The sequence below is a fragment of the Levilactobacillus huananensis genome (genome assembly GCF_003946145.1).
In the GTDB taxonomy this organism is placed as follows: Bacteria; Bacillota; Bacilli; order Lactobacillales; family Lactobacillaceae; genus Levilactobacillus; species Levilactobacillus huananensis.
Window position 1 is genome coordinate 41,697 of sequence record NZ_RHOC01000006.1, and the last position, 15,561, is coordinate 57,257.

Annotated in this window: 10 protein-coding genes and 1 CRISPR repeat array (1 of these 11 cut by a window edge); of the genes, 4 read left to right on the forward strand and 6 right to left on the reverse strand. The window is 48.6% G+C overall.

The genetic code is table 11. The features are described 5' to 3' along the window. Positions 1-881: a CRISPR direct-repeat array (repeat unit 28 nt; unit sequence GGATCATCCCCACATACGTGGGGAGTAC); it begins 1,100 nt to the left of the window's first position. Positions 882-1,380: 499 nt separating this feature from the next. Then, entirely contained in the window at positions 1,381-2,544 is a 1,164-nt protein-coding gene (locus tag EKM71_RS06350) for a DUF2075 domain-containing protein (protein ID WP_125573787.1), read from the forward strand. A gap of 131 nt (positions 2,545-2,675) precedes the next feature. Here the strand turns inward: EKM71_RS06350 and EKM71_RS11060 are convergent, their stop codons facing one another. Continuing rightward, positions 2,676-2,840: a hypothetical protein gene (locus EKM71_RS11060; RefSeq protein WP_164504740.1), complete on the reverse strand. Its 165-nt coding sequence runs from the start codon at positions 2,838-2,840 to the stop codon at positions 2,676-2,678. A gap of 657 nt (positions 2,841-3,497) precedes the next feature. Between EKM71_RS11060 and EKM71_RS06360 the strand changes: the two genes are divergently transcribed. Next, entirely contained in the window at positions 3,498-3,686 is a 189-nt protein-coding gene (locus EKM71_RS06360) for a helix-turn-helix transcriptional regulator (RefSeq protein WP_125545623.1), read from the forward strand. 3 nt (positions 3,687-3,689) lie between these two features. Next, a complete protein-coding gene (locus tag EKM71_RS06365; protein WP_125573788.1) occupies positions 3,690-4,220 on the forward strand; it encodes a DUF3278 domain-containing protein in 531 nt (176 codons plus the stop codon). Between the two features lie 103 nt (positions 4,221-4,323). Here EKM71_RS06365 and EKM71_RS06370 read toward each other — a convergent pair whose 3' ends face one another. The 5 genes from EKM71_RS06370 to EKM71_RS06390 all read right to left on the reverse strand — a co-directional run bounded on the left by EKM71_RS06370 (position 4,324) and on the right by EKM71_RS06390 (position 10,686). Next, positions 4,324-5,028, reverse strand: a complete 705-nt coding sequence (locus EKM71_RS06370; protein WP_125573789.1) for a class A sortase — start codon at positions 5,026-5,028, stop codon at positions 4,324-4,326. After that, on the reverse strand, positions 5,029-5,811 hold the full coding sequence (locus EKM71_RS06375) for a class C sortase (RefSeq protein WP_125573790.1): 783 nt from the start codon (positions 5,809-5,811) through the stop codon (positions 5,029-5,031). Positions 5,812-5,853: 42 nt separating this feature from the next. After that, complete coding sequence (locus EKM71_RS06380) at positions 5,854-7,347, reverse strand: SpaA isopeptide-forming pilin-related protein (protein WP_125573791.1); 1,494 nt, start codon at positions 7,345-7,347, stop codon at positions 5,854-5,856. 4 nt (positions 7,348-7,351) lie between these two features. After that, positions 7,352-9,904, reverse strand: a complete 2,553-nt coding sequence (locus EKM71_RS06385; protein ID WP_125573792.1) for a SpaA isopeptide-forming pilin-related protein — start codon at positions 9,902-9,904, stop codon at positions 7,352-7,354. A 422-nt stretch (positions 9,905-10,326) separates the two neighbouring features. Next, the gene (locus EKM71_RS06390; RefSeq protein ID WP_125573793.1) at positions 10,327-10,686 is read right to left on the reverse strand and encodes a zinc ribbon domain-containing protein; all 360 of its coding nucleotides are present in this window, start codon (positions 10,684-10,686) and stop codon (positions 10,327-10,329) included. Between the two features lie 1,275 nt (positions 10,687-11,961). Between EKM71_RS06390 and EKM71_RS06395 the strand changes: the two genes are divergently transcribed. Next, entirely contained in the window at positions 11,962-15,525 is a 3,564-nt protein-coding gene (locus EKM71_RS06395; protein ID WP_125573794.1) for an SEC10/PgrA surface exclusion domain-containing protein, read from the forward strand. Positions 15,526-15,561: the final 36 nt, after the last annotated feature.

Below are 15,561 nucleotides of genomic sequence, written 5' to 3' on the forward strand. Positions count from 1 at the left end.
GATCATCCCCACATACGTGGGGAGTACTCCTTTGGCAACTCTTTAATGGCCGCCCAGTAAGGATCATCCCCACATACGTGGGGAGTACGTGGTGACAGCTTGGATAACCAGCCGGCGTTAAGGATCATCCCCACATACGTGGGGAGTACAATTACCGAATCCATTGTGTAAAGAGCTAGTGGGGATCATCCCCACATACGTGGGGAGTACCGGGAGAAACCGGCGCCGCCGGTAAAGATGGTGGGATCATCCCCACATACGTGGGGAGTACATAGTGAATAAGTAAATATCGTTCTGACAATAAGGATCATCCCCACATACGTGGGGAGTACACTTTGGCCCGTTGAACTGGACGACGGTGTGAGGGATCATCCCCACATACGTGGGGAGTACTTGTGATAACTGACGTGGGTCTGCATCTGCAAAGGATCATCCCCACATACGTGGGGAGTACAGTGCCTGTGAGTTCTTCCCAGTATGCCGCTAAGGATCATCCCCACATACGTGGGGAGTACGCTGCGGGTCCCCAACAACTTTGCCGCTAAATAGGATCATCCCCACATACGTGGGGAGTACTTTTCTTTTGGCGGCGGCTTGCCGTCCCAAAAGGGATCATCCCCACATACGTGGGGAGTACAAAGCACTGACTAACCGGCTGAGTGACTGCTAGGGATCATCCCCACATACGTGGGGAGTACTGTATCAGTTGTCGTATCTAAGGTGGCGACTCGGGATCATCCCCACATACGTGGGGAGTACCTGACCCACGGGGGTTCTTACCTCAACGGGATAGGATCATCCCCACATACGTGGGGAGTACTATTGGTTGTCGTTGAGGTAGCAGTATTAGTGGGGATCATCCCCACATACGTGGGGAGTACACTAAAAGAACCTTGATATATCAGCATCTCAGATTTGCAAACTAGCCTATTTTAGTTGGTTTGCATTTCACAATCCACTTACCTCTATAGCATAACCTAACTGGCTTCAACTGCCAACATGCCAATTCCTAGTGAACGCTAAGCTATCACAATAAACGTAGCATTTTTCGAACCCCCATAGTAAATTTCAACCACATCTCTATAACCCAAGTAACCACTCAGAAAAATTTTAGCGAATTCTAGTTTTTGAGTGCTTGTCACAGATTTAGTTAAACAAGATTTTTTTAGATTACGATGGGCCATCTAGAACTGTCCTACCAACACTCACCCACTAGCCGTTATTCACGCCCCAAAATATGATATAATCACCGCTGGAAGTAAATCCGAGTACATGGTCCGCCCATCACCTTTAACGCTTAAACCAGGCACCTCATGTCTCGGAATTTACCAGGCGCCTAATGCCCCAATGACGCTAAAAAACTAAATTAGGAGCCCTAACATGAATGAAATTCTAAAAACCCAGTTCTTCGTCGACGATCTATCCGACGATCAGAAACGGATCATCACCAATATCAACGACTACATCAAGCAAGGCCTGCAAGGCGACACCTCTTCCGTCGCCATTATCGAAGGCGCTGCGGGAACCGGGAAGTCGGTTGTCTTGATGGAACTGGTTCGCCAATACATGACTGACAAGCGTTATAAGACCTCCCTAGTGGTTAACCACCCCGAGTTGTACAAGGCTTACCAGGACATCGCCGAATCAATTCCCAACATGAAAGTCAACTCGATTCGCCGGCCAACGTCATTGATTAACTACGCCCAAAAGAACCACAAGAAGTATGACGTCATTTTCGTTGACGAGGCGCATCTGCTCTACTCGAAATCAGAACCCTACGCTCATTATCGTGGGCAGAACCAACTGACCGACCTGATGGATTTAGCCAAAGTCGTCGTCGTGGTTTACGATTTCGATCAGGTCTTCCAATCCAAGATGTACTGGGACAAGGATCTACTCTTCAAGACGATTGGCTCTCACCCCCACAAATCGTTCAACATGAACTTCCAGTACCGGATGGTGGCTAGCGATGAACAAGTGGCCTGGATGGACGACCTGACCGCTGAAAAGCCTCTGAAGCCCTTCCCTGACAACAGCGACTTCGACTTCAAGATGTTCGATACCGCTGGGGCGATGTTTGACACCATCAAGAAACGCAACAAAGAAGTCGGCATGAGCCGGATGGTTGCCACCTCTGGCTTCCCCCGAATCGATGGCCGGCACAATGTTGAAATGGACTCCTTCAACCTGCCATGGGACGAATGGGACCCGCAACGAACTCACTGGGCCAAGCGAGAAGGATCCATTACCCAAGTTGGGACTATTTACACACTTCAAGGCTTCGACCTGAACTACGTTGGTATGATTATCGGGCCTTCGTTTGGTTACGATCCACAAACGGATACCATGACCATCATCCCCGAGAAGTACTCTCACAAGGAGATCTTCAAGAAACGTAAGGATATGAAGTTCACGCAAGATGAGTACCGGACGTTCATTGCTAACGTCTTGAACGTGCTGATGAAGCGTGGTAAGTATGGCCTGTACCTGACGGCTTACGACGATGCGCTGCGGAAACGCCTGCTAGAAATCACTAAAAAGTAACCTGATCATTAAAGTCGTCACGACTGACTTCTCAAGGGAAGTCGATCGTGACGACTTTTTAATGTTTCACATGAAACATTCTCGTAATTTGATTCCAGCAACCTATCCATAAAATACAAGCAGGTGTCCCATCATTTATCCAACACATCAAACACGATAAATCCCGCAATCGCGTAGCCCACAATCACAACCAACACCACACTGGTCAAAACAACTAACCACCATTGTCGATGCCGAATCCCTGCAATTAATCCAACCGCCAACAACAGAATCACCACTAGCGCCACAAAAATCATGATCTCTCCCCCTAACGCGATCTTAGTCATCACTTATTATACATGCCACCACCCTAAATGGTTCTTTCCACGCAATTAGAATTAGCCTCTGTAACGTGAAGTCATAGTAGAACGGGTTTAACAACGGTGGATAGCTTCTGATAATTAAAATGTAATTAATAATTAATTACTAATCTAGCGGCCAATATTTAGTAATTAATTGTTAATTATTAAAAAATTCCGTCCCTTACACCTGTCTTTTTAGCCTCTCCATTCCGCTCATGCCCTTGGTCAGTCGATCCTTGGGCGCTACGAAACGATCCTCTATAGCTGGGCTAGTATTGGGCCTGGGGGCTACGACAGATAAGTCACGGCCTCCACCAAATGAATATCACACTCTAGTAACCTGAAACACATTAATCGCCACATTTAAGGCATTCCTCCACATCTTCACCAGCAAAGCGAACCAAACACCGTGCGACATACAATGGGTTATTGCCACCTACCTACCGCCTTAAGTCACTGAAGGCTATCACTATCGTGTTGCGTGATAGTCAACAAAAATGGCCATTTCGCTTAAAAAGTCATATATAGTTGACACATCTCAATTTAAGGACTATGCTCATGATGTCAATTATATATGACATCTTAACAACCACTTACCTAGGAGGTGTCGAGTTGAATCGAGTCAAAGAGTATCGGAAACGGGCGGGGATGACGCAATTTCAACTCGCCCAGGCCATTGCGGTTGCACGCCAAACCATTAACCTCGTCGAAAACGACAAGTATAATCCATCACTGGATCTCTGCATCCGTTTGGCCAAGGTCTTAAAGACCGACTTAAATCATTTATTCTGGGAGGAATAGCTCATGGAAAAAGGGGAGAATTTACGCGACAAGATCTTCAAACATTGGTTCGGCGTTTCCGGGGAATTCGACGAATACAAGCGTCAGGAAGTCAACCGAATTGCGGCGAATGCTTTCATGCTGTACTTTCCCGGCATGTTACTATCACTCGCGGTCGCGGGGATCTTCGCCATTAAGAATCCTGATATGACGTTGGCTGTCCTATTGCTGAGTCAGCTCGGTTATTTCGTTCTCATCGTCTGTACCTACATCATGTTTGCTTCACGTCGCGCACACCTAACCGATAACGAAATTGACGCCAGGACGACTAAACAGGCCTACCACCATATCATCCGCAAGGGACTCTCAACGGGCATTTACTTTGGCTTATTCATGTACTTGGAACAAGCCGTCATGAACCTTTGGTTTGATGGTACCAGCCTGACCCAGTCACTCACCCAACCCCACGTCATCTGGGTCTCCATCTGGAGTGGGGTCGGCATGGGCATCATAATTGTTATTCAGGAAGTCATTCGACTCCGAAAGTTTCATTAAAACCTATGACATTGCAAAGGCATCGAACGACCACTTAACGGCCATTCGATGCCTTTTTACTGTGTTCAGTACCGTTTTAATGTTTCACATGAAACATCGCTGTCTACACCGCGACCTGTTTTACCGCTTGACGTTCTCCACGAATCACCAAGCGGTTCTGCTCGCCCCGGTTGGCCGTGGCACAGGTTACCAGCGTTACCATTTTTTTACCAGGAACATCGTCGATAACCTCGACATGATACCGATTCGTCACCCAGACCCGGGTGACCTTATAGCGATACGTCTGCTGCTTATCCGTCAGGTAGATATTGTTACCCTCCCGAACCCCCGCAAGCGGGGAAAATAAGAGGCGCTTGGCAGTCATATAGTGACCAGCCAGGGCGTAATTGCCTGTGCCCATCCGTTGATCAGCTTTAAGGGTCCCGGCCCCGCGAACCAGAACGGCGTCGCTCACACCAACCCCGATCGGCAAATCCAGGCCAACCGCGGGAACTCGTAGCTCACCGACCGCACGATAGGCACTATTCCCGAATAACTCTCGTAGGCCATAACTGCCGACCGTGAGTGGTGTTAACTGTGACGTTTTGCCGTAGTCAAACGCAGCCGTCTGGCCTCGTGCCACGCGTCGTCGAGCCTGCTTAGTTGCCTTTTGAACACTTGCAGCTGTCATCTCGTGCTTGGCCTTATCGCCTAAATGGATCACCGAGAAATTCTGTGTGAGGCCTAACAACACCAGCCCGCACCCAACCAGAAACATCAGTAGTAGCCCGAAGGATCCCCATTTAACCCAGCGCTTACGCGGCGTCATTTAGATCTCCCCCTTCGCCCGATGATTGTACCGGATAACAGCCCACATCCCCCAAACAAAGAGAATGCCTACCAGAACGACCAACATCACCTTGTACCAATCCCAAACCAGCTTGCCTTCAGGAATCTTTTCAACTTCATTCGGAATCTTATGCCCCGTCACCAAGAGTCGGTGCGTGTTGATCATATACGGCGTACACGTCATCAAGGTCACCTGGTTTTTAGTCGCGTCTCTTTGGATGGGCCGGCTCGTATTGGCCTTCACCTTGCGAGCCCCCGTCACCTTGTAGGTCATCATCCCGTAGGCATTTTTCAGGTAGAACCGGTCACCTTTCTCAACTCGCCAAAGGTCGGTGAAGAGTTGGTTACCCGTCAAGCCTCGGTGCGCCGTGATCAGACTGTGCTGGTTCTTTTTGCCCTGGGGCATGTCCGTCCCCTGAACCAGTCCGGCATACTTCTGGAGGACCTTTTCACTCGTTCCTTCGAAGACTGGTAACTCCACGTCGATTCCCGGAATCGCCACCAGAGCCAGCGGCGTGGTCTCCAAGAATCGCTCCGTTCCGGTCTTAAAGGGATCCCTTGCCTGCCTCTTATTGACCGTTTCCTGCCGCTGCAAGGCCCGTTTAAGTGCTCTGAGTTGACTGGCACTCGCAGTCTTTAATTGACTCTTATACGCGCTTAGAACGCCCTCTTGACGCCATCCAGTCACCAAGTTATTGGCGGCTGGGTAGCCGATGACCCCCAAGCCTAAACAGAAGATGAGAATCGCTAGCCATTTACGCATGTCAGTGTCCTCCTTCTGCCAATAGCTCAGTGACTGATGTCATTACTTGGCTTTCCGTTGCCGGTAGTACAGGTAACCGGCCCCACCCATCAGGAGTCCCCCGAGGAGAAGGAAGAACCAGATACCCATGCCTCCGGTTGTTGGGAGGAAACCGCGTCGGATTTTGTCACCGATACCGCCGCTCCCATTCTTACCAGTTGCCACGTCCTTCGTATTCTTAATTTTCTTGACTTGCTGTTCATTGACTTTAAAGCTCGTGGCCCGCTTCAGGAGCGCGTAGCCCCTCGGTGCCTTCGTTTCAACAAGATTGTAAGTCACCGCGCCATCTCGCTTGTCGTACACGTAAGGGACGCCGTTGAAGTCGAACTTACCATCCTTGTCAGACGTTAAGACCGTCGCCTTATCTTTGTTGCTGACCCATTTAACGAAAGTCTGTCCATCGAATACCGCCCAGAAGATCTTGCCGGCGTGGTCAATCTTTTGAACTTTGAATTCGGCCCCGGCCAAGCCTTTTGCCGTGTCAGTCGCGTCAACCTTTTGGAACTGCGCCCCACCCAGAATCAAGTGGTTCAAAATACCAATCTTCGTGCCGCTAATCTTGAAGTCTTTCTCGCTTGGGAGCATCTCTTTCGGATCGACATTACCGGCTTTATCAACCGTGAACTTCAGAGAAATCTTGTGTGTTTTGTCGCTACTCTGGTAGTACCAAGGGTGCTTGGCATTTGAGGATTCCGTTAACACATAGACCGTCCCTACTTCCAGACCACCGAATTCGATGTTCCCCTTGTCGTCAGTGACTAGCGTCCGTGTCTCGCCTGCGCCATCTTCCCGCTCCAGGGTGAATTCAACAAGGCCAAGGGCGATGTGCGTGTCGCTAGTTGGCGCGTTCGGATCGATCCCCACCTTATGAATCTCCGGGTCGACATCTCGCGCGATGAGGTTCTTGGGGTACAGGTGAATCTCTGATTTTTCATTCAGTGGAAGCCCGATAATCATCGGTGCTGAGAGCCCCGTTAAATGATGCGTTGGCGCCGCCATTTCCATAATCAGGTAGAAGCCGCGATTGTTGAGGTCGGCGAACGTCAGGAAGCCACTCTTGTCACGCAATGTCTTAGTTGCCACTGCGTCCAGCTTCTTTTCCTCAACGAAAGCCTGCTGCGCTTTGAGCACTTCGGCTGGGTCTGTTTTGCCACCCGTTATTTCATGAATCAGCTTGTCTCGTTCCGTGGTAAAGGCTTCGTTGGTGACTTTTCCATTCTCCACGCCCCGGTCCTTCAGGAGGCTGCTCACATCGTAGATGCTGTAGGTCACATCACCATACTTGGTCGCGTCATAGACGGACATGCCACTCTGGAGTGTCATTTCATCCCCAGTGTTTTGCATCATCTGTGTCGCTTCGTTGTCCACCTTATGCAGTTGAATCGTGACCTTATCTGGAGCCTTGGTGCTAGCGTGAGCGGCGGTTTGGCCACCTAACGCGAGACCGCAAATCGCGAAGGTCGCGACAATTAGTTGTCGTAATCTCGTGAATTTCATGGCCTTAACCTCCTTCAGGGTGTGTGCGCCAAATTGAGAGAGAAATTAGGATGAGCATGAGACCGCCAACCAGGAACCAGAAGATCCCGTGTCCCCCAGTAACGGGTAGCGTGTACGGATCATTCTTGATCTGGTCAGGATCGACGCCCTGCGCCTGCTGTTCCTTGGAAATCTCGAAGTCATGAGTATCGCCAATGACGTAGCCATCTGGCGCTTGTGTTTCAATCAATGTGTACTTGCCATATGGGAGACCCGTAACCTTAAAGTTCCCGCTTTCGTCGCCCTTTAGGCGCGTTGCCGCTGCTTGGTCTTTCACAACATCTTTGAACTTGCCCTCGTCGTCAAACGTCAGGTACTGTTGGTCCTCGTTTTGGATGATAAACTCGGCACCGGCCAGTGGCTTTTCAGTCGTGCCATCCACCTTTTGGAATTGGTACGTGCCCCGAATATAGTGCGTAATCACTTCATTCGTCGGTTGATCCCATCCGGGTCCGAAGCTAACCATCGCCCGATTCTTGAAAGTGCCGAGGAAGTCTTTGTGAACGCTCGCTTTCATTCGGAAAGCAAAGCTGCTGCCATCGAAAATCAAGTCTTCGATTTCCGCTTTGGAGAGCTTGTACGTGACTAATCCCGTGTCAGAGACAGTGACTTCACCCGTTCGCTTACCATCTGTGAGAATTTCCTGGCCATTCGTGTTGTACAACTTAACATTGTCAGCCTCAACGGTTAATCCAGCCGGCAACTGATCGGTCATCGTAATGCTCTTCGGCTTAACGATAGTTTGGTCAGGAATATTGTACGTCGGCTGGTAAACCGTGTAGAACAGCGTTTCCTGATCCGCATGGTCCCGGTCAACCGTCTCGCCATCTAAATCGTTATTATCTCGATCAAGTTCCTCATCCTTATCAACCGTCTTCGTTGGTGCCGGCGGCTTGAGTGGCGTGAGAACCCCCGTGGAGAATGACTGCCAAGTGAAGCCAAAGTCACTTCTCAACTTGAACGGTTGCTTAACCCCAACCATGGGGAAGGAAACGGCACCAAGTTCGTAGTTACTAGATCCGAGGTAGTCGCCCCAGTCCGTGTCCGCAGTCTCCTTGCCTTTATCCGATCCATTCCCAATACCTTCATACCAGCCCTCTGGGTGTGGTTTGATGAAGGCACCTTCGGCTATTTTGGCTGGTAGCCCTGATCCGGTACCGGCCCATTCGTTCAATTTATCTTCACGACCGTTTAGTGATCCAAACGTGAAGTAAGTTCCATAGTCGTCATCCTTGTCTTTATCTGGGAATTCAAGGGCCTTCGTCCAATCTGAGTTGGTAAATGTCATGTCGATAGTGAAAGACTTAATCCCGCTGTAGACTAGACCAGAGTAGAAGTTGTTAGGGAAGTCAATGTAGGCTCGTCCGCCCCGGATATACTTCGACTCATTGAATTCGATGTTGGAGATTTCAACGATAACCCCCATCTGTTGGTCAAGACTTGACTCAGTAGGTGAAGCCTTGTAGGCGCCAACATTGTCGTAGTAGATAACAATGTTGTCAGTTGCTTTCGGTTGCTTCTCGCCATCCATCGAAATCGCATAGGCTTTCGCCCCGTCAGCTCTCATGTAGGATGAGTGATAGTACTTTTCGTAATTGTTAAAGTAATTGCTTTCATCGCCACCATAGTAGCCTTTAGGTTCGGTATTAGCGAGCGCTTTAGTTATTTTCTTAACGCCATCTTGCTCTAGTAAGGTCCCACCAATCAGTAAATCACTGGACCAATTATTCGATTTAACCTGGCCCCGGTGAATCTTGATAGCACCAGCCTCAGTGGGAATTGCTGGAAGAGAGACCCGTTGCTGTTTCGAACGGTCGGCCTTGTTCGTATCCGCTGTTTGGTCATCTGCCTTGGTGTTATCATCTACCTTCGCCGCTTCACTTGTTTCAGTCGCTTGCTTGTTGTCAGTCGTCTTACTGTCGTCGGCCGTTACCACGTCCGCGCTACTCGCTGTTTGCGAATCTACTCGGGAATTGTCGACGACTTTGCTCGTCTTCGCCGCTTGATTCTTTTCGGCTTCTTCGTCATCTTCGGCCGCGATGACGGCGATGCGACGAAGCTGGTATTTTTCAGTCGAGTCGACAACGTGTAATTCAAGTTGGAACTTCGCGATGAGGAGGGGGTCAGTTAACTTCACTGGCACCAAGACCTTCACCTGTTGTGCCTCATCTTGATCATTATTGAGCAAAAGACGGTGTTTTTCATCAACTTCTGCCGTAACGTTATCAGCCTGGCCATCTTCAGCCACTTCTAAGTCAGTGATCTTACCTGGTTCTAGCTTAGCCTGGTCCTGTTCGGCCAGCGTGATGGTCGTTTCCCCAGCGGGAAGCGTCAAGTCCAGTGCCAGTTGTAAGTCCTGTGGCTGGCGGCTGGTCACTTCTTTTGCAACTCGACCCGTTTGGTCCTGGAGAGTTGCCTTAGTCATGACTGGGTCCCGCTGCTGCGCCTGGATGCGCAATAACGATGTCAAACCAACGAGACAAGCGATGATTGAGATAATTCGTAGCCATTTTTTCATGGGGCAATCCTCCATATCCGAGTGGGTTGCGATCTGTCGTTTTCTTGAATAGTCCTAGAATAACAGCAAAATGTGATAAACTTATGAACTCCATATGTGTTTTCTAATAACATTAACCCGGTTGCTATGTTACACATTAAATGTATTGTGTGCACATATACCTCGCTGGCTTAGTTATTCCCCTTTATTTCTACCATACTATTCCCGTGAGTATGGGCTACCAATCAGTCCTGATCACCACTGGCCATACAATTAGCCAGTCTGCAGGACAGCCACTCCTGTCTTTAGCAAACAAAAATAAAGGCCATCCAATAGAATTGAACGCCCTTTTTGACTCACCCCACCATACCAGCAGGAATTAACCGTATTCGTAACAAAAGCCGCAACTAATCTTACCCCAAGTTCAGTTGCCGTCTTTCAGGTTATAGGGCCCCGAAAAATCCTTCGGCAAAGCCCGTCATCCCCAAGAAGATAAAGATGGCCGCCACGACAATCAAAACGACCCCTGCGGACACGTGTTTGTTCCTAATGGTTAGCACGCCCAAAACTATCGAAGCGATCCCGATTATCGGAATAAAAAGTGAAGCCACTGCGGATAACCATCCCCAAAGAAGGAACATACCAACCCTTTTGCGGGATTGTACTTGTTCCTGAACTGACGCGGGCCCAGTTGCATAGCTCCCCATGGGCTGGGCCTGCATCGCGCCACACTTCGGGCAAACTTCCGCATTAATCGTCATTTTCGTCCCACAATTTGGACAAATCTTGGTTCCCTGATCCATAAACCTCTCCTCCAATACTTCTTACTTGTCGTCCAGACTTGTATTGGGTACATCGCTGCTAAAAGCTAAATACCCGCAACTGTCAGTGAATGTGCTACACTGGGGCTAATAAGCACCTCGAATTCAGCCTGACTAGCCCGGTTAGGACCCTAGACAAAGCTTCACCAAAATACAACTATGGGCATTGATCCAATCCTGCAGACGGGAAAGGACTAGCCTTTCCCGTCCTTGATACTTTCTCCAAGTTAACTCACACCCCGACTGTCTTAAGTTGCAAGTTAACTCAAAACTTCGCATGTTACCAATGACTCGTCCCTACATCCGTGGGGAATACTTCAGCAATTCCAAATGATATTGGATCACCCCCAATAACTTGGGGAGTGGCTATGAGTAAATAATACAACATATCGTTTGGAATTGCAAATTAGGATGTGAATTTTGATCACGTTCGGGTAAACTCGGAACGTTCCCTATTAGACGCCCATCCCCTGACTTTATCCTATGTGCATCACTCTTTTTTAAACGAAATCATTGTCAATAGTCAGCAAGTGGTCGTCCAAAAATTTTGGACGACCACTTTTAGATGACAGGTGTCAGTTCAGGCACCACCTAAGACAAGCCCTCCAAAAAAATAATTTAGCAATTGATCGCATTACAACTAGAGTCCCATGCAACATCTCATCTTTTTCAGTCCTGATGACAGAGATCACTTTAGCAGTGACATCTACCAGCCACTATCTAATCCCCACCATTCACTTGTTCGGCCATCACAGGAAACCAGACCCTTGACTATCACAATTTAACTTTCCCAATTCCACACAACTGGTCATAATCCAGACGCAGACTGCCTTTCCTCGCCACATAGTTCAGACTAATAGTAAGCAGTCCTGAATGCTAATACTTCAACTGGTTACCAAAACATGGTGTTTATTATGAAGAATAAAAGGTGTACACTGAGAACAAAACATATTTATCCAAAAAGTGATATACAGTGCAAATGTTTTTAGCCTCTAAGTTAGTCAGAACGGCAGCACGATGATCATCTCGGAATCTCGACTAGGACGCCGTTAGTCGTGACGACTAACGGCCTCAATTCATTTTTTCAGGTATTGCTCATGAAGTTGTCCTGTAACTATCGAAATCAGCCGTATCCCGACATTAGAGAAGTTAGTTGGACTTTTCATACTTTTTTGTAACCGTTAGCATTGTTAACGGTTGTCATCCGTCTCACTAGTAAGTTTTATATACTTTTATTTATAAGGGAGATTTTCTTTTATGAAAAAGACTATTCAGATTGTCGCGGGAACAACTGCAGTTCTGGCTGGTACCGTTATGACCAGTAACGTGATCGCTAATGCCGCCACAACACCCGCCTCCAATGACGCGACTACTGTTAACCAAGGGGCACAAGACAATTTAAACCCGCAAGTTGAGGCTTCACCAGAAGTTAAAACTGCTAGTAGTGCCGCCGACTCAGCGGCCGCAGCCGTCACTGCTGCAGAAGGCGATGTAACCAAGGCAAGCGCCGCCGCTATCAAGGCTCAAACTAGTGCCGGCCAAACGTCACAGGCCGTAGCCGATGCCGAAACGCCCCTTAGTGACGCGATCGATAAGCAAACGGCAGCTGCCAAGGCTAAAACAGACGCTCATACAGCATTAACTAACGCCCAAAACAATGCCCAAACTGCCAATGACGCCAGTTCTACTGCCGTTAAAAGTAGTTTAGCTGCCGAAGCGGCTTCAAAGGCCGCTCAAACTGCAGCATCTGACGCGGCCAAAGCGGCTTCAGATGCGAGTTCAACCGCGGATAGTCTTAGTACGGCGGCTTCCAATGCACTACAAGCCGCTCTCACAGCAGATAAGCCTTATGCCGGTTCCGACGCACCCTCTATTGCTAACCTACAACAGGAAGTTGACAAGCTCAATAAAGATATCGAAACAAACACTGCCACTCTCAACGCACTGGCTACTGACATTCCAAAACAAAGCCAAGCCTTGACTGAGGCTAACGCAAACTTGGATACAGCCAATACAAATGTTACAAATACAGCAGATCACTTAGAAAAGGCCAAGAACAACTTAACTGCTGCGCAAAATGCCTATAATGACGCACAAAAGAAGGCAGCTAGCTCACAATTAGATCTGGATGACGCCAACACACTATTAAGCACAGCAAAGGACAACTTAAAAACAGCCACTGATAACGCTAATCTGGCAAGTGGTGCACTCACAAAATCTCAAGCTGCCTTATCTGACGCTGATAAAACATTGGCTGCCAATTCCTCAGCCGCCTCAACTGCCGCCAAGGCTGCTACAGACGCCGCTACCGCTCAAACCGCTGCTCAAGCGGCCGTTGACAAAACTTCGGCAGCCATAGCAACTGCTGAAGCTGCAATTCAAACGCCAAACACGATTACATTACCTGAGAGCCTGACCGCACAGGCTCTCAAAGATATGGCCGATGCGAATAATGTACTTGCACCATATCTCCAAAAATACGTCGCAGACACCGCCTTATGGAACGCAGCTATTGCAGCTGATAAAGCAAATTCAACCGATGCTACAAAGTCCGCGGCCGATTCTTACGCTAAAGTAGTGTCCGCAGATTCCACAAAAATGTCTCCATATCAAACCGCTGTAACCATGGCCGCCGCGAATCTAGCGGCCTTAGCCAAACCTGGTTTGACTGATACAAATAATCAATATCAATCAAGTACTACCGACGCAGCTATCCCATATACTGCTGGATCATTAACAAATGAGCAGTTACAAGATCTCGCAAAATATGCAGTTTCTTTAATCAATCAGGTAAGAAGTCAGCTCGCACAAACACCAGTTACACTTACAACAACCATGATGGCTTTCGCCAAAGAAATTGCGAACGCCTATGATACAGACAAATGGGACCTTGACAACCCCAATAATGCAAGTGTTCACGACACTTCTGCCATCACTACTGCCGCCGGCGACTATGGATTGAACAATGGTGGTAACTACTACGAAATCACTGGAACAAAGGCTGCCCTTACCGGTGCAAAAACATTAGATGATGTCAAACGTGGTATCTATAACACCATTAAAACGATGATGTTTGATGACCAAAATGCCGCCTTTGGCAGTGCAACCACGTTAGCAGGTGTCGTCGATAACGATAGTAGTTCTCCAGCTAACTATTTTGGGTTGGCAATCGACTCTCTCGGACAAATTCACTTTGAACAAGTTATAGGCACCTCAACTTACATTAAGGATGCCTCCAAGTTTGATACTACTGAGAGCACAGTCATCGACACAACGACAGATGCCACCGCCGCACAGAAAAAGGTCGACGATTTGAAGACGCAACTTGGCATGGAACAAACGACTTTGACTGATGCTAAGATCGCCTCAACTGATGCTCAAGCTAAGTCCACCACAGCGGCTACTGACTTAGAAACCGCTCAAAGTAAACAGACGCAAGCCAAAAATAATGCTGACACTGCTCAAAAGGCTTTCGAGACGGCTAATGAGGCTGTAACTACAGCCAAAGAGACCGTTGCTGCCAAGCAAGCTGTCGTTAACTCAGATACCAAAATTAACAACGATAACAACACGGATTCGGAAGACAAGAAAAAAATTATGGATGCCGCTTCCAGTGCTAGCGACAAAGCTGACACCGCGGCAACCAATGCTAAGACGGCTGTTGCTACTGCTTCGACCGCTGTCGAAACAGCGACGTCTACACTCAACGCCTCAAAAAACCGGCAAGACGCTCTCCAATCGACCGTCGGCACTGATCAAACGACCGCAACCAGTTTAGCCGCTCTGATCACAGCATACAATAATGCTCTGAAGGCTGCGAATACAGCACAGACGACAGCCACCAGCGCCGCTACTACTAGTGCTAAGGCAGCTACTGATGCTCAAGCAGCAGATCAAAATCAGGCAGCTCTTGCCGCCAACGTCAAAAGTACTCAAGAAACGGCCGTTCTGGCTAATAATGCCTTAGACGCCGCTCAAAATAAATTTAACGCGGCATCGAGTGCGGCTAGTGACGCTGACGATGGTGTCACTACGGCTAAAGATAACCTCGATAAGGCTAAAGCTGCTAACGCTACAGCAAAAACCAATCTCGATGAGGCCCAGAAGACCCTATCCACAGCCAAGGATACCCTCGACCAAGCTAAGCTAGACAAGACGACCGCTGACCAAAATTTGGCCACTGTTCGTCAAAGGGTATTAGACGACCTAATTGCTGCAAATAACAATCACAATAACGGCGGTCAAACCGGGACTACGACGCCTACTCAGCCAGGCACCCCAGGCACTGACCCAGCGACGACGGATCCCACTGACCCTGCTAAGAAGCCCGCTAAGACGGTTAAGAAGGCCACCAAGGCCGACAAGAAAGCAAAAACGACCACTGGCGTTTCAATCAGTAATGGCCGTCGTGCCTCATTAACGACTTCTCGGTCCGGAAATTATCAAGGGACAGCCATTTTAGCCTTTGCTGGTAATCAAGCCCAAGGTGCCTTAAGCGCCATCATCCCAGCCGTTAATAGTGGCCTCGACCAACTCACTGGAACGACCGTTGCGAAGGCCGCTACCACGTCCAAGAAGTCTGGTAAAAACACCACTTCTAAGAACAAGGCCAAGTCTAATAAGTCGTCTAAATCAAACAAAGATGAGTCAACGACTAGCACGACCACGCAACAAGCGTCTGCTCCTAAACACAACGAATCGGCTGCTAACAAAGCTAACGACAAGCGCCAGCTCTATATTTTAGGTGGTGTCGCCGCTATTGCTGCCGCTGCCTTCTTCTGGTTCTTCGGCGTACGCCGTCGTCGCCACGATCAAGACTAATTCGGTGATGCTAAGTCATCATTAGCTATCAAAACC

What these genes read in the sequence shown, in the direction of transcription:
- EKM71_RS06350 (WP_125573787.1), top strand. Translation starts at nt 1,381, where the DNA reads ATGAATGAAATTCTAAAAACCCAGTTCTTCGTCGACGATCTATCCGAC.
- EKM71_RS11060 (WP_164504740.1), bottom strand. Translation starts at nt 2,840, where the DNA reads ATGATTTTTGTGGCGCTAGTGGTGATTCTGTTGTTGGCGGTTGGATTA.
- EKM71_RS06365 (WP_125573788.1), top strand. Translation starts at nt 3,690, where the DNA reads ATGGAAAAAGGGGAGAATTTACGCGACAAGATCTTCAAACATTGGTTC.
- EKM71_RS06370 (WP_125573789.1), bottom strand. Translation starts at nt 5,028, where the DNA reads ATGACGCCGCGTAAGCGCTGGGTTAAATGGGGATCCTTCGGGCTACTA.
- EKM71_RS06375 (WP_125573790.1), bottom strand. Translation starts at nt 5,811, where the DNA reads ATGCGTAAATGGCTAGCGATTCTCATCTTCTGTTTAGGCTTGGGGGTC.
- EKM71_RS06380 (WP_125573791.1), bottom strand. Translation starts at nt 7,347, where the DNA reads ATGAAATTCACGAGATTACGACAACTAATTGTCGCGACCTTCGCGATT.
- EKM71_RS06385 (WP_125573792.1), bottom strand. Translation starts at nt 9,904, where the DNA reads ATGAAAAAATGGCTACGAATTATCTCAATCATCGCTTGTCTCGTTGGT.
- EKM71_RS06390 (WP_125573793.1), bottom strand. Translation starts at nt 10,686, where the DNA reads ATGGATCAGGGAACCAAGATTTGTCCAAATTGTGGGACGAAAATGACG.
- EKM71_RS06395 (WP_125573794.1), top strand. Translation starts at nt 11,962, where the DNA reads ATGAAAAAGACTATTCAGATTGTCGCGGGAACAACTGCAGTTCTGGCT.